This is a genomic window from Nostoc sp. DedSLP03 (assembly GCF_034530815.1).
Taxonomy (GTDB): domain Bacteria; phylum Cyanobacteriota; class Cyanobacteriia; order Cyanobacteriales; family Nostocaceae; genus Nostoc.
The window spans coordinates 61,303-84,154 of the sequence record NZ_JAVRCK010000024.1 but is presented as its reverse complement, the minus strand read 5'-3'; the positions used below and the strand labels follow the sequence as shown (position 1 = coordinate 84,154).

15 protein-coding genes are annotated in these 22,852 nt (G+C 41.2%); 10 read left to right on the top strand and 5 right to left on the bottom strand.

Features of this window, described 5'->3' with window-relative positions:
- The first annotated feature begins 23 nt into the window (after positions 1 to 23).
- The 8 genes from RM368_RS14065 (at position 24) to RM368_RS14030 (ending at position 12,965) form a co-directional block, all read left to right on the top strand.
- Positions 24 to 713, top strand: a complete 690-nt coding sequence (locus RM368_RS14065) for a Uma2 family endonuclease (RefSeq protein WP_322694623.1) — start codon at positions 24 to 26, stop codon at positions 711 to 713.
- Positions 714 to 1,000: 287 nt separating this feature from the next.
- On the top strand, positions 1,001 to 2,392 hold the full coding sequence (locus RM368_RS14060; protein WP_322694622.1) for a malic enzyme-like NAD(P)-binding protein: 1,392 nt from the start codon (positions 1,001 to 1,003) through the stop codon (positions 2,390 to 2,392).
- 355 nt (positions 2,393 to 2,747) lie between these two features.
- On the top strand, positions 2,748 to 5,033 hold the full coding sequence (locus RM368_RS14055) for a PhoD-like phosphatase (RefSeq protein WP_322694621.1): 2,286 nt from the start codon (positions 2,748 to 2,750) through the stop codon (positions 5,031 to 5,033).
- Positions 5,034 to 5,114: 81 nt separating this feature from the next.
- Positions 5,115 to 5,588 (top strand): hypothetical protein, encoded by a 474-nt coding sequence (locus RM368_RS14050; protein ID WP_322694620.1) that lies wholly within the window; start codon positions 5,115 to 5,117, stop codon positions 5,586 to 5,588.
- 49 nt (positions 5,589 to 5,637) lie between these two features.
- On the top strand, positions 5,638 to 5,964 hold the full coding sequence (locus tag RM368_RS14045) for a hypothetical protein (RefSeq protein ID WP_322694619.1): 327 nt from the start codon (positions 5,638 to 5,640) through the stop codon (positions 5,962 to 5,964).
- Positions 5,965 to 6,079: 115 nt separating this feature from the next.
- Complete coding sequence (locus RM368_RS14040) at positions 6,080 to 10,126, top strand: hypothetical protein (RefSeq protein WP_322694618.1); 4,047 nt, start codon at positions 6,080 to 6,082, stop codon at positions 10,124 to 10,126.
- 441 nt (positions 10,127 to 10,567) lie between these two features.
- The gene (locus RM368_RS14035; protein WP_322694617.1) at positions 10,568 to 11,206 is read left to right on the top strand and encodes a Uma2 family endonuclease; all 639 of its coding nucleotides are present in this window, start codon (positions 10,568 to 10,570) and stop codon (positions 11,204 to 11,206) included.
- 217 nt (positions 11,207 to 11,423) lie between these two features.
- Positions 11,424 to 12,965, top strand: a complete 1,542-nt coding sequence (locus tag RM368_RS14030; protein WP_322694631.1) for a glycosyltransferase family 39 protein — start codon at positions 11,424 to 11,426, stop codon at positions 12,963 to 12,965.
- 66 nt (positions 12,966 to 13,031) lie between these two features.
- Here RM368_RS14030 and RM368_RS14025 read toward each other — a convergent pair whose 3' ends face one another.
- A complete protein-coding gene (locus RM368_RS14025) occupies positions 13,032 to 15,017 on the bottom strand; it encodes a DMT family transporter (protein WP_322694616.1) in 1,986 nt (661 codons plus the stop codon).
- Between the two features lie 44 nt (positions 15,018 to 15,061).
- Positions 15,062 to 16,369, bottom strand: a complete 1,308-nt coding sequence (locus RM368_RS14020; RefSeq protein ID WP_322694615.1) for a mannosyltransferase family protein — start codon at positions 16,367 to 16,369, stop codon at positions 15,062 to 15,064.
- 467 nt (positions 16,370 to 16,836) lie between these two features.
- Here RM368_RS14020 and RM368_RS14015 point away from each other — a divergent pair, with 467 nt between their 5' ends.
- Entirely contained in the window at positions 16,837 to 18,033 is a 1,197-nt protein-coding gene (locus RM368_RS14015) for a 1-deoxy-D-xylulose-5-phosphate reductoisomerase (protein ID WP_322694614.1), read from the top strand.
- Between the two features lie 464 nt (positions 18,034 to 18,497).
- Here RM368_RS14015 and RM368_RS14010 read toward each other — a convergent pair whose 3' ends face one another.
- The gene (locus RM368_RS14010; RefSeq protein WP_322694613.1) at positions 18,498 to 18,854 is read right to left on the bottom strand and encodes a hypothetical protein; all 357 of its coding nucleotides are present in this window, start codon (positions 18,852 to 18,854) and stop codon (positions 18,498 to 18,500) included.
- A gap of 351 nt (positions 18,855 to 19,205) precedes the next feature.
- Between RM368_RS14010 and RM368_RS14005 the strand changes: the two genes are divergently transcribed.
- Positions 19,206 to 20,000 (top strand): DUF2993 domain-containing protein, encoded by a 795-nt coding sequence (locus RM368_RS14005; RefSeq protein WP_322694612.1) that lies wholly within the window; start codon positions 19,206 to 19,208, stop codon positions 19,998 to 20,000.
- 193 nt (positions 20,001 to 20,193) lie between these two features.
- Here the strand turns inward: RM368_RS14005 and RM368_RS14000 are convergent, their stop codons facing one another.
- A complete protein-coding gene (locus RM368_RS14000) occupies positions 20,194 to 21,585 on the bottom strand; it encodes a UDP-glucose/GDP-mannose dehydrogenase family protein (protein WP_322694611.1) in 1,392 nt (463 codons plus the stop codon).
- Positions 21,586 to 21,732: 147 nt separating this feature from the next.
- A complete protein-coding gene (locus RM368_RS13995) occupies positions 21,733 to 22,683 on the bottom strand; it encodes a UDP-glucuronic acid decarboxylase family protein (protein WP_322689629.1) in 951 nt (316 codons plus the stop codon).
- Positions 22,684 to 22,852: the final 169 nt, after the last annotated feature.

The following is a 22,852-nucleotide window of genomic DNA, read 5'->3' as shown; positions in this document are numbered from 1 at the left end:
TCCTGCGGATGAGGAATTAGGTAATGGCGGCTTTTGTGGAACATGGCTTAAATAATAGCGCTTTTATCCCTCCCTTAGAAAGTGGCGATCGCTTAACCCGCCACGAATTTGAGCGTCGTTATACAGCAATGCCCGATAAAAAAGCAGAATTAATTGAAGGAGTCGTCTACGTGGCATCACCTCTACGTTTTAGAAGTCATGGTTTACCTCATGGCAACTTAATTGTGTGGTTAGGAAATTACAAAGTTTCCACTCCAGGCGTAGAATTAGGCGACAATGCTACTGTGCGCTTGGATTTAGACAATGAACCACAACCTGATGTTTTGCTGTTGATAGATAAACCAGCCAGAGGACAAGCACAGATTACTGAAGATGATTACGTAGAGGGCGCACCAGAATTAGTAGCAGAAGTAGCAGCCAGTAGTGCATCTATTGATTTATACGATAAAAAACGCGCCTACCGTCGCAACGGAGTACAGGAATACATCGTCTGGCAGACTTTGGAAAATAAACTCGACTGGTTCTCTTTGCAAAATGGTGAATATTTGCCACTTGTCGCAGATGCAGATGGTGTGATTAAAAGTAGGGTATTTCCAGGTTTGTGGTTAGCTGTCACCTCACTAATTACAGGAGATATGACGACAGTTTTAGTAGTGCTGCAACAAGGTTTAAATTCAAAAGAACATACGGAGTTTGTTGCGCGTTTAGTTTAGTAAAAATTAATATAAGTAGTATTAAAAATACAAATATTTACACAGATAAAATAGAAAAAAAATATCTGGTGTATTTGGGTACAATTACTAAATTGTTACTCATTTATATTAGTGAATGCATTGGTATAAATAAAAATAATTATCAAACCCGTAAGCAGTGGATAAACTAACTACTGATGATTATCCCAAAAGTTTACATACATTGTGTTTTCACATACTACAAATCTTAAATTTTAGTTTTTGTCTCAATTCAATATAAAATCTAAAACTTAAAATCTAAAATCAACATGGCAGACCTAACTCCTAATTCTAGTTTTAGTTTGACACTGCGCTTGCAGATTCCCAATCGTGTAGGGATGTTGGCGTCAGTAACACACGCGATCGCAACTTGTGGCGGTAATCTCGGTCAAATCGATTTAATCGAGCAAACCCGCAAAGAGTCTACCCGCGATATTACTGTGGACGCTGCTAGTACTGAACACGCTGAAACCATTGTGCAAGCAATCAAAGTGTTGCCAGATATCAAGTTACTCAGTGTTTACGATCGCACCTTTAATTTGCATCGCGGTGGCAAAATCAGCATTAGCAGTAGAATTCCCCTGAAGAGTGTTTCCGATTTGGCAATGGCTTACACGCCCGGAGTCGGTCGAATTTGTACAGCGATCGCTCAAGATCCAGAGGAAGTTTATAAGTTAACCATCAAACAAAACACTGTTGCCATTGTTACTGATGGTAGTGCCGTTTTGGGATTGGGAAATCTCGGCCCAGCTGCCGCCCTACCAGTAATGGAAGGCAAAGCAATGTTATTCAAGGAATTTGCTGGGTTGGATGCTTTTCCCATTTGTCTCGCTACCCAAGATACAGAAGAAATTATCCAGGCAGTTAAAAATATTGCTCCGGTGTTTGGGGGCGTGAATTTAGAGGATATCGCTGCACCTCGCTGCTTTGAAATTGAAAAGAGATTACGCCAAGAATTAGATATCCCCGTTTTTCACGACGATCAGCACGGTACAGCAATTGTCACTTTGGCTGCGTTGTTTAATTCTTTGAAACTGGTACATAAATCCTTAGCAGAAATCAAGATTGTGATTAACGGTGCTGGGGCGGCGGGAGTGGCGATCGCTCGGTTACTGCGTAAAGCTGGGGCAGAAAAAATCTGGATGTGCGACTCTAAAGGGATTCTCTCTACCAGTCGCAGCGATTTGACAGAGGAAAAACTCGAATTTGCTGTCAAAGGTCAGGGTACATTAGCAGGTGCAATGCAAGGAGCAGATGTGTTTATTGGTGTCAGCGCACCAGGAGTTTTGACACCAGAAATGGTGCAATCGATGGCGAAAGATCCAATTATCTTTGCAATGGCAAATCCGATTCCAGAGATTCAGCCAGAATTAATCAGTAAAGATGTGGCTGTCATTGCGACCGGTCGTAGCGACTACCCAAATCAAATTAATAACGTCCTCGCTTTTCCTGGGGTATTCCGTGGTGCTTTAGATTGTCGGGCACAGACAATTACCATCAAAATGTACCTAGAAGCTGCAAGTGCGATCGCCTCTTTAGTTAAGCCTTCAGACTTAAATCGGGAACACATTATTCCTTCAGTATTTGATGAGCGTGTTGTCACTGCTGTTGCTGCTGCTGTGCAACGTGCCGCGCGGGAAGAAGGCATCGCGCGAAATTAATTAAAAGAGAATTCAGAATACAGAATACAGAATTCAGAATGCTTTTCCATTGGAATTCAAAATTTGGTGCGATGTTTCACCGTTTATTCAGACGCTCCAATTCAATTCTGTAGCTTGCTTCCCTGAAAGGGTATTCTGGCTCCTGACTTCTGAATTCTTTCTTGTTAACTAAAATAATTACTCTTATGGGATGGGCATCTTGTCCGTCCCTGAACTTTTAGGCTGCAATCAATTTGCGCTATCAACTGATGTTAAACAGATAAGAATTGATGCATGATTGGTGATTAGATGAGTTGGGCTACCAATTTAGGAGCAAAGTAACACATCTAAAACACCATCATGTCAACTGTTTGCAATGAAGTACCAAGTTGGGGACGAGTTTTTACAAGAACTACCACTGATTTTAGCGGGGCCAATCCTCAAATATACTGAGCCAGAGTCTGTGACAGTATGGGTCGCACTAAAACAGTCTTGTCAGGTAAAACTTAAGGTTTATGACACAACAAATGATGGTGAAGTAATCGGAAATTGCTTATTGGAGGGAGAACGCTCTACCTTTGCTCTGGGTAAGTATCTTTATGTAGTTGCCATCACCGCTCGGTCTACAATTGGACATCGCCTAACTGGAGGTCACATCTATGCATACGACCTCCAGTTTACTGTTGCTGACCAAACCCTGCAAATGCAACAAGCATTATGTTCAAACTCCTCTCCTCCAGTCAGTATCAGCTACTTCGCTCATCAAAAACCAACCTTTGCTCTACCACCAAACCGTTTTCAAGATTTGCAAATTGTCCATGCTTCCTGCCGTAAACCTCATGGGCATGGGTTTGATGCACTGCCAATTCTCGATAGTATGATTCAGGCATCAGCCAATCAACCCCAACGCCGACCTCACCAGCTGTTTCTCACGGGAGATCAAATTTATGGAGATGATGTAGCAGAACCATCTCTGTGGGTTGCAACTACTCTTGGTGATGCCCTCTTGGGTTGGGAAGAAAAACTTCCGGTGAATGGAGGGTATTGCACTCCTGAGCAGTTACCCCCAAGAGAACGGGCTGACGCGGCGACAAATCAAGCTGGTTTGACGGCAGGACTACATAACAAAGCAGAGAAAGTCAACAGTCATCTTTTTAGTCTGGGTGAATATTACGCTACTTATTTACTCGCTTGGTCGCCAGTGTGCTGGCCGACAACATTTCCTAAAGGACAGCAAGTAATGCGCGATCGCCATGCTATCAAAGACTGGAATCGCGCAGTCAAGCATTTGCGACAATTCATCTATACCCTTTGGAAAGTGCGCCGCGCCCTTGCCAATATCCCCATGTACACCATCTTTGATGACCATGATGTTACTGATGATTGGAATTTAAACCAAGCTTGGTGTTTGCGCGTGCTGGGGCAACCATTAGGACGAAGAATAGTCCAAAATGCATTGTTAGCCTATACAGTATTTCAAGGTTGGGGCAATACACCAGAGCAATTTGCACAAGGAAAATCAGGTGAAAAGCTGTTGGCGGCTGCACAAGCTTGGTCAGCTTCTCAAGGGAGAGATGCAAAAGCTAATCAGGCGATCGCTCGTTATCTAGGTATGCCGGCTTACGATCCACACACCGACTTACCTATTTTAGTCCGAGACGGTGCAGTATTTATTCTGGATCGAGATCCAAAAGCGCTGACTTGGGATTACATAGTCCGCAGCGATTGCCATGAAGTAATTGTGCTGGATACACGTACATGGCGGGGTTATCCAGCCGATCAAAAACCAATTGCACCGCCGATGCTGTTGTGTCCAAAAGCTTTTGAGCAACAACTAGTTTTACCTTTACAAGAAGTAGTTGAACAAACTCAGATTCAAACTACATTTGTGATTGCGCCCACAAATGTTTTTGGATTACAAGTGATTGATTGGATTCATCATTGGCACTTAAAGCAGGAGAAAGTTTTTTCAACAGATGTTGGAGATGCCTGGAATATCAATGTTGAAGCACTAGCGAAATTCCTAACTACTTTGTTTGAGGAACGTCAACAAGTCGTGATTCTTTCTGGAGATATTCACTACAGTTCTGTTGCTCACTTATCTTATGCACGCACCGATTCCAAATTACAATCTGTCTTGATACAGCTAACCGCTAGTGCATTGAAGAATGAAGAGATGTTGACGCGGCTGATTCATACACGATTGAAACATTGGCTGCTACCAGAACACGTCCGACATTGGATCGGCTGGATAAAGCCACCCAATATGGTAGAAATTTCCGAGAAACAATTACACCATAATCCTCAGCTGCTAAATGACCCTGACTGGCATTGTGTACTGGAGTGGATACCGAGAAACAGCGTTCAGACTTCTACTTACACAGCAGATATATTATCATTGATAGCTCCTTGGAAACGAGCTGAAAATGCTAAATGGAAATGGTTACAACCTCTGATTTTTTGGAAATCTCGTTGGTTTCAGGAAGGACGAGAAGTCGTGGGATTGAATAATTTAGCTTTGGTTCACTTTGAGTTAGCAGATGAGAGTAATTATTGCAAAGTTATGCAAGATTTATACTGGTTTTCTTGTTGGTATCCAACCCAAATTGTTTACAGCCGTTTTGAGAGCCATTTAACGCCCAATCAGTCTTTATTACGATGAGCGGTATTGCTATGTGAATGGAAAGTTTAGTTGTATATGTGGGCACTCTAGACTGAAGAAACATACTGGAGAGTGATTTCTATGTCTACAACCCCAATTAGTGCAACATTGGCACAAACAGACAGAGATGTTGTGTTGCAAGCGATCGCCACCATTAAAGAAAAGTTACCATTTTTGGTTGATTTGAGTGCCGACGATCGCAAGACTTTACCCAAGATGGGCGATAAGAGTCGGGCGTTTGTGAGTAAAGCATTAGAGGTGGCGGCGCAGAACCCAGAGTTCTTACCGCGATCGTTCGATTTGGATGAAATGCGAAAGGATGTGCAATTATTTGAAGCGTTGTATCCGGTGTTATTATCCTTGACACAATTGCAAGAACTCGTGGATGATACTTCTTTGGCAGTCGGTAGTGAAGCTTATGCAGCCGCGTTGCAAGTGTATAACTACGCCAAAGCCAGTGGACAAGGGGCGGGTTTAGATACAGTGGTTGCGGAAATGGGAAAACGATTTACTCGTAAACCTGTAAAGTCCGAGTCTAAAGAACCAATTTTGTAGAAAATAAGTTGGTAGTTTACGTCAAAAGTAAAACATTAAAGCTTCAGACTTGAATGTTGCAGTTAAATGCACGACATTCCCAGTTCTGAAGCTCTATTTTTTTAGTTCAAAGGTGCAACGTTCCAGCAAAAAGGTGCAACTGCCGAGTTCAAAGGCGCAACGTTCAAGCAAAAAGGTGCAACTGCCGAGTTCAAAGGCGCAACGTTCCAGCAAAAAGGTGCAACTGCCGAGTTCAAAGGCGCAACGTTCAAGCAAAAAGGTGCAACTTCCTAGTTCAAAGGTGCAACGTTCCAACAAAAAGGTGCAACTTCCGAGTTCAGAGGCTCAACGTTCGAGTAAAAAGGTCGAACTTCCGAGTTCAAAGGTTGAAAGTTGAGATTTTGAGAGCGATCGCGGAAATATTTATCTGGAAAACTCGTCTCTTAAAAGACATTATTAAGGGTTAGTGAGGTTAACATAGTAAAAATGTTTTCAGCCTCTTGTTGGTGAAAATGCCAAGTCCAGATTACAAATGGAAGCGGTTCTGGTGTCCTCGGTCAGGTCACATTAATCTAGCTGATGCCGGTTATCTATGCGACCCAGAAGAAAAGTGGGGCAAAGTATACAATCCAGACTTAGTAACCTTCGATGCTATCTCCCACTTTTCATGTTTAGCACTCTTGGGTGAGCCAGGAATTGGAAAAAGTTGTGCTTTAAAAGCAGAGAAAGAACAAATTATCAGTAAGATTCAACAGCAAGGTGGTGAAGTACATTCGTTAGATGATATCCGTTCCTATGGAAGTGAAGACAGATTAGTTCGCAGATTATTTGACAGCCCAGAATTTACTCAATGGATAGAAGGAACTCATCAGTTACATATTTTTCTGGATAGTCTTGATGAATGCTTGCTACGAATAGATACATTAGCAACGCTCTTAGTTGACGAGTTCAAAAGTTATCAGAAGCATATCCAGCGTTTACATCTTTGTATTGCCTGCCGAACAGCTGTTTGGCAACCAGTCCTAGAAGAAGGACTCAAGCAAATTTGGGGTAAAGATAGTGTAGGAATTTATGAATTAGCTCCGCTTCGCCGTATAGATGTTAGTCAGGCAGCAAGAATTGCAAAAATCAATGATGCTGAGGCATTTCTAGAAGAAATTAACCAGAAAAATGTTGTACCTTTGGCTATCAAGCCCATAACATTAGAATTCCTTATCAAGACTTATCATCACCACGGTGGTCAATTTCCTCCTAATCAAAAGCCACATGAACTTTATGCTGAAGGATGCCTCTGGCTTTGTGAAGAACGGAATCAAAGCCGCATTTCATCAAAATTAATAGGAAATATTGAGCGGCAAAAACGTTTAATTATTGCCGCTAGGATTGCAGCTATTACAATTTTTGGTAATAAATTTGCTATTTGGAGTGGCACAGATTGGGGTGATGTTCCAGATGAAGACGTGCTGATTGAGAAGATATGCCAAGGAACAGAAACCTTTGACGGTAGAGAGTTTGAAATTACTCAAAAAACTGTTGCAGAAGTTTTAGACACTGGTTTATTCTCATCTCGTGGTGAGTTAAGCCGTATGGAATGGGCGCACCAAACCTATGCTGAATTTCTTGCAGCATGGTACTTAGTTCAGCATGAAACACCTTTGAATCAGGTAATGAAACTGATTGTTTCACCTGAAGATCCTGAACGTAAGTTAATCCCACAACTTCATGAGACAGCAGCATGGCTAGCTAGTATGAGGACTGACGTACTTCAGGAAATCATGAAAACTGATCCTGATGTATTGTTGCGAAGCGACATACCTACAGATGCAAATCTTCGAGCAGCAATAGTTGATAACTTATTAAAACAGTATGAGCAGGGAAAGCTATTTGATTCACATAGAGATAATTATCCCACATACGAGAAGTTTAAACATTGCGGGTTAGCTGTACAATTGCTTCCATATATTCAAAATTTAAGCAAGCCAATTGATGCACGAAATGCAGCAATAGATATTGCTGAGGCTTGTAAGGTAGATGAACTTCAGGAGGAGTTGGTAAACCTAGCACTTGATTCATCTCAATCAATTTCCCTTAGAGTTAATGCCGCAAAAGCAATCTGTACAATTGGTAATGTAAATGCAAGATTGCAATTGAAACCACTGACTTGTGAACAGCTTCTAGAAGATGAGGAAGACCGACTTAAAGGATATGCTTTGGCAGCAATTTGGTCAGAGCATCTAACAGTAGAGGAATTGTTTAATGTCTTGACTCCACCTAAGAAGAGAAACTTTACAGGATCGTATCAAATATTTCTTGATTTTGAACTCGTACCAAAACTACAGCCATGTGATTTGCTAGTTGCTCTTAAGTGGGTCGAAAAGCAAGGTCTTAGGTGCTTTGGACACTCATTTGAAAGACTTGCGGATGCGATAATGCTAAAAGCTTGGGAACATCTCGATTTACCTGATATAGCAGAAAGTTTTACTAAAGTCGCTCTAATACAGTGGAGAGAACACCAGAAAATCATAACTTTCGACAATGAGATTCAAACACAATTTGAATTATCACTTGTTAATCATGTTGAAAACCGGCGCAAGCTTGTTGAGCAGGCAGTTATAACAGTTTCCCAATCAGGAGAAAATATATATTTTTTATTGCATTCATTAACAGAAACTATCCTTTTGACAGAAGATGTTTTTTGGATGCTTGGAAAACTTCAAAATGTTGATTCTCAGCAAGAGCGAATTTGGGCAGCGCTAATTAAGTGGAAATTTAACCCTAATGATTTAAAACAGATAGATGCTGTCCTTGAAGCTACTCCGACTAATAATATCTTACGTGAAGAATTTGCATACTATTTTTCAACAATTGATTTGGACTCAACGCAAGCTGAGAACTTGAGGTCTAACTATCAAAGAATGCAAGAACAGCAGAGTCGTAGACAAAAACCTATTTTAGACCCACCACCTAAAGAACGAGTGATTCTATTTTTAGAGCGGCTAGAGTCAGGAAATCTATCAGCTTGGTGGCAACTAAATATGGAGATGATGCTGAAGCCAGATAGTCAATTTTATGAACAAAAACTTGAATCAGATTTAACAAAATTTCCTGGATGGCAAGAAGCTGATATAAAAACTCGTGAAAGAATTATCAATGGTGCTAAAAAGTATATTCAAGAATATAATCAAGTAGCTTATGACTGGATAGGGACAAATACGTATGATCGTCCAGCATTAGCAGGCTGTAGAGCTTTACTATTGCTTTTACAAGAAACTCCAGAATTTTTAGACACTATATCATCTGAGATATGGCAACGGTGGGCATCTGTTATTGTCGCCTTTCCTCATAGCAGCACAACCCAAAGAGAACATTACTACACCGAATTAGTTAAGCAGGTATACATAAATGCCCCCTCTGAAACCCTAAATACACTGCTGTGTATTATTAATAAGGAGAATGAGGAACATGGCTATATCTTTATTCTGAATAAATTTGAGAAATGCTGGGATGAAAGTTTTAAAGCTGTTCTTTTAGAAAAGGCTAGGGATACAGTAATTAAACCTCAGTGTATGGGGCAGTTACTTGAAGAACTTTTAAAGCGTGAATCGATTGGAGCTAGAGAGTTTGCTAAATCCCTTGTTTCTATTCCTCTACCTTTAGAAGAAGAAGCACACCAGAAAGCTGTAGTTGCGGGTAGGGTATTAGTCGAATGTGCAGAACCTAGTAGCTGGGCGGTTATTTGGTCGGCTATCCACCAAAATACAGACTTTGGGCGAGAAGTATTTGAAGCAGTCGCTTACCGCTACTCGCATGGTTTGCATTTGAAGCTGACTGAAAAACAGTTAGCGGATTTATACATCTGGCTAGTTTGTCAGTATCCTCATGCTGAAGATCCTGATTACAGTAATGATGTTCTTGCTCACGTCGTAGGAGTCAGAGAAAGTGTTGCTGGTTTTAGAGACAATGTAGTAACACAACTTAGGGAAACTGGGACATTTCAGGCGTGTATTGAGATTGAGCGCATTGCTGACCAGTTCCCTAAACTGACGTGGCTTACAAGAACTTTGCAGAACGCCCAGAACGTTAGGCGGCGCAAAAATTGGCAACCCCTTAAACCAGAGCAGATTCTCCAGATTGTAAGCAATAAGCCAAAAAATCAAAGTACACAAATTCAAGCAGGAGTCGTTATTATGCAAGGATCAAACAACCCAAACTTAAACTTTAGTGGATCTGTGGGTGGAGTAAATGTAAATAGCACGGTAAATGGAGATCAGATTGGAACACAGCATAATTATGCTCAAGAGCAAAATCTCACAGAGGCTTTTGAAGAGATTCAGCAAATCGTAAATCTGATAACTCAGAATTATCCCACTCAAACTGAAGCAGAGAAACAAATCATTATTGCAGAAGCAGTAGAGCAGGTGAAGCAGAATCCAACTTTGAGGAAGCGCTTGCAATTGGGAGGAAAAGCATTTATATTTGAAGCACTTCAGAAAGCTTCAGATCAGTGGTGGGTCGCTCCATTTGTGAAAGCAATCGAGGCTGGGGTGAAGGGAGAATAAACTTAAGTCAAAAATTAGGTGATTGTCTTTTCAGTCGCCATCATCTAACGTCAAAGCCTCAAGTCTCAACCTCTGAACTCAACATTCCGAGTTCAGAGGCTCAACGTTCCAGCAAAAAGGTGCAACTTCCGAGTTCAGAAGCTCAACGTTCCAGCAAAAAGGTCGAACTTCCGAGTTCAAAGGCTCAACGTTCGAGCAAAAAGGTTGAACTTCCGAGTTCAAAAGCTCAACGGTCGAGCAAAAAGGTCGAAGTTCCGAGTTCAGAGACTCAATTTTGGTGTTCTAATCAGTAAAAGCTGAGAATGTATGGAGCCAATTCAATAGAATTATCCCAATACAGCATATATTCACGTCATATACTATTGTGGAAGTCAAGAAACCCAAGCGAATTTTGACTTTGCCAAGAAATAAAAGTTTTCCTTTTGGCGGGAGGGTTAGACAATGAGTGATTTACAAACCCAGCTACCGACAGATACATGGATTTACACTTCTTGGCAGGAGTATGAGCAGATAGTCGCTAACTTGCTCAACGAGAAGGGAAAAAGCTATTACTACAAAGGACACATGAGGCTGGAGATGCCACCAGTTAGTTTTGCTCATGGTAAAGACCATGTAATAATTATTTTTGCTGTAACTCTATTTGCGACCATTAAGGGGATTCTAGCGACAGGTTTAGACACAACCACCTTTCGTAAAACTGGTGTTCAGGATTGTCAGCCCGATATAGCGTATTACTTTAGAGAACGTGCCCAAACTATCCCAACAGGTACAGGAATTGTCAACCTCGATCGCTATCCTGCACTGGATTTAGTGATTGAAATTGCTAAAACATCTCTGCTGGATGACTTGGGTACAAAGCGATCGCTCTACGAAGAATTAGGCGTTGCTGAATACTGGGTAGTAGATGTTCAAAATGCCGAAATTATAGCTTATGCGATCGCAGATCGAGGCAGTAAACGTATTCAAGAATCACAGGTATTGCCTGGATTGATAATTGCAATTTTAGAAGAAGCCTTACGCCGAAGTCGTGAAATAAGTCAATCAGAAGTTGGAACTTTGTTATTGAGCCAGTTTCAGTAAAAAGAGGGTTAAACTTTAGCAGTTTGGAGCATTGTTAATTACTCACAGCTTCCATTAGATTTACGATTGAATTCCGAGTATTATCAGCCTAAGTATCTATTTTAGGAGAAGAAAATCTCAAATCTTCATCCCAGATACTTACAAAATTTAGCAATGATTTCTGATGGAAATCATCTAACGATTAGTGAGGTTTGAGATGATTATCCCGATGTTAAATATGCGTCTATTCCGAGAAAAAGAATGGTTATTTAGCCTACTGGTAATATCTCTATTTCTATGGCTGATATTTTTGGGAAACTCCGCTTTAAGAGATTGGGATGAAGGTACTGTGGCACAGATTGCCCGTGAAATTTGGCGTGCCGAGCTTGGTTCAATGCATTGGCTTTACCCCACATTAGGAGGACAACCCTATCATAATAAGCCACCCTTGATGCACTTACTAATTGCTTGGGCTTACTCGATCGCAGGCGTGAATGAGTGGACAACGCGTCTACCGGGTGCAGTATTAACTGCCTTGGGCGTACCTTTGCTTTACTTGGTGGGATGTTTGCTTTTTAACCAAAGTTTACCAGCTCTGTTTAGCGCTTTAGTTTACCTGACGATGTTGCCTGTAGTGCGTCACGGAAGGCTAGCAATGCTAGATGGTACAACTATTACCTTTTTCTTACTGCTGTTGTTTTGTTTGTTAAAAGCACGTCAGCATCGTCGATATGCTCTCGGTGTGGGATTTTGTCTGGGGTTAATCGCTCTCACCAAAGGGATGATAGTTTTACCGCTAGGAGCGATCGCTTTTTTATTCCTGATTGCAGATCGGCAGTTTGCTTTGTTAACAAGTCCCTATTTATTAGTGGGAATATTTTTAGGAAATGCACCTGCGATCGCTTGGTTTGTCGCTCAATGGCAACATTATGGCGAAACTTTCTTCCAAGTGAACTTTCAAACACAAACTCTCGATCGTCTGACACAATCTGTTGAAGGTCATAGCGGGCCACCTTGGTACTATTTAATTGAGTTAATTAAATATAGTTTTCCTTGGCTACTATTTTTCCCAGGAGGTTTTTATCTAGCTTGGAAAAAACGTCATACTACCTGGGGTCGCTTAATTCTTATTGGCACAATTATTTACTTAGGCACTATTTCTTTAATGAAAACTAAGCTGCCTTGGTATGTTATGCCTGTGTATCCATTTTTAGCTTTGGCAATTGGTGCGAAACTTAGCGAAATTTGGCAGTACGGTCATTTTAAGGTGCGAAGTTTGAGAATATTTATGACTATTATTGCTATTGCTGGTTTAGGAGGTTTTGTTTACTTTATTCTTGCAAAGAAAGAGCCTAGTTTAATAGTCATGAGCATTGTTTTGGCAATCAGTATGAGCATTGCAGCATGGTTAATTAAACAACGCGATCGCAACTTTATTCCAGTGCTATTTTCTGGGATGTACTTAGTTTTAGCACTGTTAATGAGTTCGCAATCATGGATCTGGGAATTAAAGGAAGCTTTTCCGGTTAAACCAGTAGCAGAATTAATTCGGGCAAATGTTTCAACAGGAACACAAATTTATACTTCTTTTGCTTATGGGCGTCCCAGTTTAGACTTTTACTGCGATTGTAAAGTAACTCCTGCACCTGTGCCCACTTTACAACAAATGTTATCTAATAAATCTTATTTGCTGTTAGACAATGGGGCTTTGCAGCAAATAAATTTAACTGGGAGTAAAATCCTCGGAGCGGCTGAAGGATTTACACTAATTTCACCATAATTTATGAATTAATTTATCCTTTAAATAACATATTCTCTAAAATTTAACTTTGGATAAATAGCGCTGCTACGATCCTTCGTTTGTTACTTGAACAATGGATTGACTAGATTGAGCTAGATAGATACCCATTAAAACTACGGCAAAAGTCGCCCAGTCAAACAAACCTACTTGTTCTGCAAAAATAAACCAAGCAAAAATGGAAGCTAGAACTGGTTCTAAAAGAAGCGTAACGGCGACAACGCCTGAAGAGATTCTGCTAAGACTATAAGCTAAAAGTCCCTGACCCAATACTTGGCAGAAGAGAGCTTGAAAAATGATGAAAAACCAACCCATCCAGGAATAGGGCAATAGTCTATCTTCGAGGAATGGGAGAACTGGTAATAGAAACATTGTTGTCACTCCACATCGCCACAGCATGATAGTTGCAGTGCTAAATCTGGTTCGCAGTCTTTCTATCAGCAGCATACACGTAGCCATGAAAACCGCAGTTAGCAATGCTAATGCATCACCTAATATTTGATCGGTTGCAAATTGTACCTTATTGAGTTCAAAGGCGATCGCTCCCCCCAAAGCGACGACCAGACCAATCACGAATCTATTGTCGAAACGCCGACCGAATAATAAATACCCAGCCAAAGCAACAAATAAAGAATTCAAATTAGACAGTAAAGCTACATTGGCAACACTAGTTTGACTCAGCGACCAAGCCCATAATAGAAGATAGGTTCCAGCAGAGGTTCCCATTGCCAACAATAGCCACACTTCTTGACTTGTAAAAGGCTTTTGTTCTATAGATTGGTTATCAAGCAAGGCAGGAGTAATACTGCCTTCTGCCCCCTGCCTCCTGCCTTCTTCAATAGACTGTTGGTAGCGGAAAGCCTCAAGTCCATTCCACAAACCAAACACAACTGTTGCAATCCAACTGCGATGAAATACTACAGCATTTGCACCAATTTCTTGTTGACACAATTTAGTCAAAGATGGTGCTAAGGATATGGGAATTAAGGCAAACAATAATGATGCAGTTCCTAATAAAGCTGGTGTTTCTGAAAATTGTTGCTTTAGTAATGACAGTTTAATCGTCATACTTTTAACAAAAGTGTTAACTATATTGTTGACTGATGCCTGGAACGGATAATTAATAGCAGCTTGGCTAGATATGGCTAAGTATAAACCCATTAAAACTACAGCGAAACCTATCCAATTGGAGAAAGTTAATTTTTCTGAAAAAATTACCAGAGCGAAAATGCCGCTAAATACTGGCTCTAACAGATGTACCAAGGAGACAACCACAGAGGAAAACTTGGCAAGGCTATAGGTCAAAAGCCCATGACCTAAAACTTGGCAAACCAGCGCCAAGCACATTACCCACACCCACCCACTGACTGTAGAGGGGAAAAGCCGATCTTGAGCGAACAAAAGTATGGGGAAGATAGCTAGAGCGGCGATCGCACAGATCCATAATTGAATTGTAGCTGGAGAAAATTTAGTTCGTAATTTTTCTACGATCAGCAGGTATGCACTCAATAAAACCGCCGAAACGATGGCAGCCAAGCCTCCTTGAACCTCGTCTGTGGCAATTTGCAATTCCTCAAATTCAATGGCGATCGCTCCCCCAAGGGCGATGAACATGCCAATCAGGAATTGCTTCTCAAAACCCTTACGAAATAGCAACCACACCCCTAAACTAGTAAATATGGGAGCGAGATTATGCAACACACTAGAAATCGCAACACTAGTTTGAGTCAGCGACCAAGCCAACAAAACTAAAGTGGCAGCCCAAAGAATACCAGCACCTAGTAATAGCAACATATCCTGACTGGTGTAAGACTGCTGTTCTACAGGTTTGTCTGCGGAAAATCGCTGCCGTATTGCTTTGTATCCATGCCAAATCAAGAAGACTACACTAGCAAGCCAAAAGCGATTAAATACAGTTGCACTGGGGCTAAGTTCAATTTCGCTCAATTTCATAAAAATAGAGCCAAAAGAAATGGCACCTACACCTAGAAATAATGAAGCGATCGCTATCTTCGTTTGATTGAATACATTCATTAGGAAATTTAAATGCAACTTCTCATATATATGGATCGAACTCTCTAACCAACCCAATGCTCTTGGGCAAATCCTACAGCTATTTTGGCTAGTAATGTCACAAAAGCGCCTAATATTAAATATCCTTGACGAGGATGGCGAGATAGCAGCACACCAATGGCTATATTCAGAGGCACAATACCGTAGGCGAGACGGCTCAAAGAGATAGTACCTCCAGAGGCTAGCAGCAAACCAATACCACAAAAGCCATAAATAACTGTAACTGGGGTCAATTGCGTGTGGAAGCGCCACAAAACATAGCCACCACCCAAGACCATGAACAAGTTGAGGAAGTTATCGATCCACTGTTCGCTTGCCAGAATCAACAAAAATAAGATTAAACCATAAAAGCTATAAAATAATTTTACAGAACTAATACGTTGACGGAAATACCATAAAAGATAGCCACTGACAACAATCGCACCAACTAACAAGAGATACCAGGGGTCTTGAATCCCACCAGAGGAGTTTTGAACCCAGCCAAATTGCCAATTTTTACTGCCAACGGTAATTTGCATGAACATATTTAACCAACCTTGCCAATCAAATCCTAGGGTTGGTCGCCATCCTCGCTGTGCTTCGATAAAAGCTAAAGGGTTGCCAAAATAAATCGCACAATACAAACTGAATAGAAGTATGCCAATAGCAGTAGTCAAAGCGGTTATATAGGCAATAGGTGGTCGGCATTCTTTCCAAGCTGCGATCGCCAATGCTGGAATTAGTGCCATACCTGTGGGACGTGTTGCTGTCGCCATCGCGCCCCAAAGAGCAGTCCAACCATATTGCTTTTGATCGAACGCCTGCAAAGTCGCCGTACTTAAAAACAAATACAGCCCCTCTGTGTAAATCACTCCCGTAAACATCGAAGCTGGATACAAAGAAAGCACAGCAGTTACCCAGTGTGCTGCATTGATGCCATAACAATCCTTGACCCAAAAGTACAAACAGTAAAGTGCTGCAAAAAATGCCAAGTTGTTGACTAACGTGCCTGCCAATTCAAACGGTAAGCCCAACTCCATCAAAAACCAGATGCTTAAGGGAAACAGGGGAAAGAAGGCCAAATTATGTTGCTTGCCGTCATTCACAAATTCATAACCAGAAGTTGCGATCGCACGGTAATGGATACTATCCCAAGCATCAAAAACCCCCCAGCCAAAACGGGGCAAAAATTCCTCTGCTGGTAATGATAGTTTTGGCGCAACCAGCAACATAGCTGTCCAGATAAATATTCGACTGGCAAGCCATATTGCTGCTGGAAACAGGAAATCATTTTTCCATAAAATTTTTTTTATAACTATCTGAGCTTTGACCATAGGGTTGAGTGCTTCAACAAACTCCTTTATGCATCTTTCTACCTATGGCTGCAATCCAGGAATTTATGAGTAAGATTTTGCATATTAAATCCTCCACCAACATAATTAAGAAACTAGACAGATGAGTAATTAATTGAAATTATTTCCTATTTGGTTACTTTTGCCAATTCTCTCGGATTTTATCTTTTAAAATATAGTATTTATAAATACAAATTTTGTCTAGTTATATGAAAATTAAACCTTGTCTGGTTTGAGATCGTAGCAGGATTTTCGCCGTGCTAGCAGTCTATCGAGTTGAAATTAACGGATTGGGTCTGGCACAGACAGGTACGCGAACAAGAGGACACGGGGATATTTTCTTTCTTTGCGTCTCTCCTTCTCGTCAGTGTATCGATTATAGTGATTGCTGTGATTAAAGAGTCCCCAGCAATTTATAGTGAGAGTTGTCTGTAAATCCTTAAGCAATTGTGAAAGCGATTACTCTCGTTGGTTCAACTGGTTCTATTGGTACTCAGACTTTAGATATTGTCACTCAGTACCCAGATCGGTTTCGGATTGTGGGATTGGCAGCTGGGAACAATGTAGAGATATTGGCTGCTCAAATTCGGCAGTTTCAGCCGGAAATAGCAGCCATTTGCTCAGAAGATAAATTACCAGCGCTTAAAGAAGCAATTATTGACCTCAATCCCCAACCGATTTTACTGGCTGGTGAGGCCGGAGTGATAGAAGTTGCCCGTTACGGCGATTCCCAAACCGTTGTCACTGGGATCGTTGGTTGTGCTGGTTTGCTACCGACGATTGCAGCGATTGAAGCTGGTAAAGATATTGCCTTAGCAAACAAAGAAACTCTGATTGCTGGCGGCCCTGTGGTTCTACCCCTAGTCGAAAAACATGGTATAAAATTACTTCCTGCCGATTCCGAACATTCCGCAATCTTTCAATGCCTCCAAGGTGTTCCCAAAGATGGCTTACGGAAAATTTTGCTGACTGCATCTGGTGGAGCTTTCCGCGACTGGGATGTAGAAAAGTTAGCAGATGTAACCGTTGCTGATGCCTTGAAGCATCCTAATTGGTCGATGGGACGGAAAATCACAGTAGACTCTGCTACTTTGATGAATAAAGGACTGGAAGTAATTGAGGCTCACTTCCTGTTTGGCTTGGATTATGACAATATCGAAATTGTCATTCATCCCCAGAGCATTATTCACTCACTGATTGAACTGCAAGATACTTCAGTTTTAGCCCAACTCGGCTGGCCAGATATGCGCTTACCCTTGCTGTATGCTTTATCTTGGCCCGATCGCATTTACACTGACTGGGAACGACTAGATTTAGTCAAAGCTGGAAATTTAACCTTCCGCGAACCAGACCATCAAAAGTATCCTTGTATGCAGTTGGCTTATGCTGTGGGTAAAGCTGGCGGTTCGATGCCTGCTGTATTGAATGCTGCCAATGAACAAGCTGTAGCTTTATTTTTAGAAGAAAAAATTCGGTTTTTAGATATTGCTCGGTGTATCGAATGGGTGTGCGATCGCCATCAAAATGATAACCGTGTAAATCCCTCTTTAGATGACATTTTGGTAGCAGATAAATGGGCAAGACAAGAAGTTTTAATAGCAAGTGAAAGGTTAGAAACTCAGTCGCGGATAATCTCTCTGCGATAAAAGCCTTTACTCAAATACCTAAAAGGCAGATTTTCTGGTTCTTGACCAATTCTTGTTTAGCCTTCAGCTTAATACTGAAGGCTAACAGCTAAATTCATTTTTGTCCATCTGCTGCTATACGTGGTTATCATAACTGCGATCGCTGCTAAAGTCTTAAGGTATCGACCAATACACAATTTTTAAACCAGGAACTTTTTCAAAATCTTTATGGTTGCGCGTCACAACTGTTGCACTGACAGAAAGCACGACGGTTGCTATTCTTAAGTCTTGTGTACCAATACGAATTTTTGCTGCACGTAGAATAATTTTAGTTGCTAAAAAATATTAAAATTCAGGCGATCGCACTTTCCTATTAACCCTAATAAATGCGTAGATGCACAGCGGCTTCTTGTCAGACATCGCATTCTCCACAAAATAACCAAAATGCGATCGCACTTCTCCAACATCACAAATGTGTCGTGTGGCTATTTATTATCAGGGAAAATTTCTTTTCGCAAATCGGGACGAGAAGCGAGGTATTCTTTTAAATGGTTGTAACCTCGCGCTAGTGAGCTATCTATTGTCAAAAGTGGTGGGTTCGCCAAGGTAGGATCTCTAGATGTAGCTAGTGGCAAACTAGTTATGTTATTCAGGGGAGCCGGGTTTGATGTCACTTCTGCGGATACGATACCTCCACCAGCGATCGCTACAGAAACTATAACGAAAATTGTCAGAGGGCGTGAATATCTTGATATTATTCTGATTTTATGCATTAAATAAAACCAGAATAATATCAAAATTAGCACAATTAATATTGCTAATGCGGTATTTGAGCGGATCATAAGACCTCGCGATCCGTGTGGAAACCATGAGGTTGAAGCTGACTCAGGAAGACTCAGCCTTACTTTATGTAGTATTAGAGTATTAATAATGTATTAAACTCGGAGAAATGATACATTTTAACCATCTATAAAATACTACGCCGCAGTCATCTGATTGTCTTAGGATTACTATTGTTATGAATGCTGCGACTGTCTCCCAACTTAAGTCACATTAGTAATATTTAATACATATTTTACCAATTATCAGCCATTCTATGCCTATTCATCAGCACAATTAATCACGGGATCGCTTGCTGTATTCTTCACGATTTGTTACAAAAGTACAAAGAACTTCTAGAGACCCAAAACCACATGTTCGGCGGACTTACTGGTTTACAAGATCCTAAAGGCACAGATTGGGGAGAGCGAATGCTCAACACGGTCGCTAGCCAAACGATTCGCCACCTGTTTAGCACGAGCGAGTCAGTAGAAGTCTTTGTGCGCTGCTACCCTTCCAGCAAGCTTTTGCAAGGCAGCATTGATAGCTTCAAAATGAGCGGTCGTGGCTTGGTGATTCGGAGAGATTTCGCGGTTGAAGAGATGTCGTTTGAAACTGATGCGGTGGCCATTGACTTCGGCTCGGTTTTAAAGGGCAAACTTAGCCTTAAGCAACCTACTCAAGCGATCGCTCAAGTAATATTATCAGAAGCAGGCATAAACCAAGCCTTTAATGCGGAACTGGTGAAAAAGCGCTTGCTTAACCTCACCGTACCATCACTGACAGAATTATCTGGCGGTGAACCAGTCTCCTTTACAGATGTTCAGGTACAGCTATTGCCAGAAAATCGATTACAGCTTGTAGCAAAAGCAGATTTAAATAATGGCGAACTCGTACCCCTGAACATGATTTTAACTGTAGGTATTGAAAGACGGCGGCGAGTTTCTTTCAAAGATCCGAAAATTCAACTTGATCAAGTGCCAGAAGCACAACGGGAAATCTCGCAAACCTTGAGCATAGCGCTGGTAGAAATTTTAGATAATATGGTCGATTTGGATCGTTTTGACCTTGATGGAGTGAAAATGCGCCTCAACCGATTAGAAACTGAAGGTCAAAAAATTATTTTCAGTGGATATGCTGAAATTGAACGTATTCCAAATAGTCCTTAATCCAAAATTAAAAGCAAAAAATTAAAGTAGAGTGAAACTTTAAACAAATTAAATACCGCCTAGATGACTCTAGGCGGTAATTTAAATCTTTAGGTTTTGAAAAAAGTTAGAAGTTGTTAATTATAGATTGTAATTAATTTTTATTTATCACTCCTAACTCCTGTACAGACGCGATTAATCGCGTCTGTACTTTCTATCTTCCCACGCCTACATATTGGAATCCAGCGCGGATCATTGCTTCGGGGTCGAGGAAGTTACGACCATCGATGATAACGGGGTGGGCCATCAGTTTCGCCATCTTTACATAGTCCAGAGTGCTGAATTGCTGCCATTCGGTGACAAGTACCAAGGCATCACAGCCGTCAGCGAGTCTTTCGGCATCAGTTTCTACTAGCACACCAGAAAGTCCATGACGTAGACCTGTTTGGGAAACAATGGGGTCATAAGCTTTAACTTTAGCTCCCAGTCGGTTTAGCTGCTCAATTAGATTGAGTGCTGGGGCGTCGCGCAAGTCGTCGGTATCGGGCTTGAAGGTCAGTCCGAGTAGTCCGACTGTTTTACCTTTGAGAATTTTTAGAACTTGTTGGAGTTTTTCCAAAGCAATCAACCGCTGACGTTCGTTGACACTGACAGCAGATTTCAGTAGCTGGGCTTCATAACCATAGTCATCAGCAGTGTGAATCAGAGCGGAGACATCTTTGGGAAAACAAGAACCACCCCAACCAATACCAGCTTGTAAAAACTTGTTACCAATACGGGAATCTAGACCGATACCTTTAGCTACTTGAGTAACATCAGCACCGACGCGATCGCAAATATTAGCAACTTCGTTAATAAAACTAATCTTAGTGGCTAAAAAGGCATTCGCAGCATATTTGATCATCTCCGCTGAACTCAAGTCTGTTGCCAGAATTGGCACTGGGGGTAAAGATTGATCTTCAGCGTACTTGCGTTCTACAATTGGGGCATACAATTGTTGCATTAAAGCTACTGCTCTTTGGCTATTGCCTCCTAGTACGATGCGATCGGGGTTGAAGGTGTCGTGAACTGCCGAACCTTCGCGCAAAAACTCTGGATTGCTGACTACATCAAACTCGGCTACAAATTCAGGTAATTTCTCATCACTCGGCACTCCACCTGCGGGTATCAGTGTTTTTTGCCGCTCTGCAACACCATCTAGAACAAGCATTCGCACCCAGTCACCTGAGCCAATGGGTACTGTAGATTTATTCACTATGACTTTATAACCACCGTTGAGATTTTCCCCAATCCCACGAGCTACAGCTTCGACGTAACGAGTATCACTTTCACCAGTGGGTAAAGGTGGCGTTCCTACAGCAATAAACAAAATTTCTCCGTGGGAAACTCCAGCAGCAAGATCGCTAGTAAAATGAATCTTCTCTGTTTGAATAGCAGACTGCATAATTTCTGAGAGTCCCGGCTCAAAAATTGGAGATTGCCCAGACTTCATTAACTTAACTTTTTCTTCGTTGTTGTCTACGCAAATTACATCATGCCCAATATGAGCCAAGCAAGCACCTGTAACTAAACCAACGTAACCAGTACCAATAACGCAAACACGCATTTGTTTAACTCCTCACTTTTTTGGGCTTAATTTCAAAAAGAAATTCTCAATTTTGCACTTAGACACTTGGGAAAACTCAGCAACTAAATCTACTAGCTACCGATGGGGTTAGCCTGTATGAAAATTTAGAGCGACGCTAGACGTAACTCAGGTGGTTGAATTATTGACATCGCTTTGAATGCGATCGCGAAAATCTTCTATTGTTAGTTTTAAACCCTCTTGTAGAGGAATGGTAGGTTCCCAATTTAACCAAGTTTTTGCCTTTGTGATATCAGGCTGGCGACGTCGGGGATCGTCCGAAGGTAGTGCCTCGAATTTAATCTGCGCGTCTGGATTGATCATATTTTGCACAGTTTGTGCCAATTGTAAAATCGTGTATTCACCAGGATTACCCAGGTTGACTGGGCCAATGTAGTCGCTATTCATTAGGCGGATGAATCCTTCTACCAAATCGGAAACGTAGCAGAAACTACGAGTTTGCGAACCATCACCGTACACGGTTAAAGGATTACCCTGCAAGGCTTGAACTATAAAGTTGCTCACCACCCGACCATCATTTTCTAACATTCTCGGTCCGTAGGTGTTGAATATCCGCACAACTCGAATATCAACTTTATTTTGCCTGTAGTAATCAAATGCTAGAGTCTCAGCAATTCTTTTACCTTCGTCATAGCACGAACGTATTCCAATGGGATTAACGCTACCTCTATACTCTTCAGTTTGCGGATGAATTTCTGGATCTCCGTATACTTCACTAGTAGAAGCTAAGAAAAACCTTGCTTTCACACGTTTAGCTAGCCCCAACATATTTAGTGTTCCCATCACGTTAGTTTTAACAGTTTTAACTGGGTTGTACTGGTAATGTACTGGTGAAGCAGGACAAGCTAAATGATAAATTTGATCGACTTCTAACCGAATTGGTTCGGTAATATCGTGACGGATCAATTCAAAGTACGGATGGTCTAACCATTTCAAAATGTTACGTTTATGACCAGTGTAAAAATTATCCAAGCATATTATTTCATGCCCAGCAGCCATTAGTCGGTCGATGAGATGGGAACCAATAAACCCAGCACCGCCCGTCACCAAAATTCTCATAATTTCCCAGTTACTTACAAATATTTTCAGTAGCTATTGCACTTACTTTTAGATTACCCACCTTGGGCACAAAAATACAAAACAAAAAAAAATAACAAGGCTCAATCAAAAATTGTTGTTGAACTTACCTATTTTTTCACAGTTGTAGTTTTGTTATATTTTTACCTGT

Excerpts from the sequence above, each read along its gene's own strand:
- RM368_RS14065 (WP_322694623.1), top strand. The coding sequence starts at position 24 with ATGGCGGCTTTTGTGGAACATGGCTTAAATAATAGCGCTTTTATCCCT.
- RM368_RS14060 (WP_322694622.1), top strand. The coding sequence starts at position 1,001 with ATGGCAGACCTAACTCCTAATTCTAGTTTTAGTTTGACACTGCGCTTG.
- RM368_RS14055 (WP_322694621.1), top strand. The coding sequence starts at position 2,748 with ATGAAGTACCAAGTTGGGGACGAGTTTTTACAAGAACTACCACTGATT.
- RM368_RS14050 (WP_322694620.1), top strand. The coding sequence starts at position 5,115 with ATGTCTACAACCCCAATTAGTGCAACATTGGCACAAACAGACAGAGAT.
- RM368_RS14040 (WP_322694618.1), top strand. The coding sequence starts at position 6,080 with ATGCCAAGTCCAGATTACAAATGGAAGCGGTTCTGGTGTCCTCGGTCA.
- RM368_RS14035 (WP_322694617.1), top strand. The coding sequence starts at position 10,568 with ATGAGTGATTTACAAACCCAGCTACCGACAGATACATGGATTTACACT.
- RM368_RS14030 (WP_322694631.1), top strand. The coding sequence starts at position 11,424 with ATGCGTCTATTCCGAGAAAAAGAATGGTTATTTAGCCTACTGGTAATA.
- RM368_RS14025 (WP_322694616.1), bottom strand. The coding sequence starts at position 15,017 with ATGAATGTATTCAATCAAACGAAGATAGCGATCGCTTCATTATTTCTA.
- RM368_RS14020 (WP_322694615.1), bottom strand. The coding sequence starts at position 16,369 with ATGGTCAAAGCTCAGATAGTTATAAAAAAAATTTTATGGAAAAATGAT.
- RM368_RS14010 (WP_322694613.1), bottom strand. The coding sequence starts at position 18,854 with ATGATCCGCTCAAATACCGCATTAGCAATATTAATTGTGCTAATTTTG.
- RM368_RS14005 (WP_322694612.1), top strand. The coding sequence starts at position 19,206 with ATGTTCGGCGGACTTACTGGTTTACAAGATCCTAAAGGCACAGATTGG.
- RM368_RS14000 (WP_322694611.1), bottom strand. The coding sequence starts at position 21,585 with ATGCGTGTTTGCGTTATTGGTACTGGTTACGTTGGTTTAGTTACAGGT.
- RM368_RS13995 (WP_322689629.1), bottom strand. The coding sequence starts at position 22,683 with ATGAGAATTTTGGTGACGGGCGGTGCTGGGTTTATTGGTTCCCATCTC.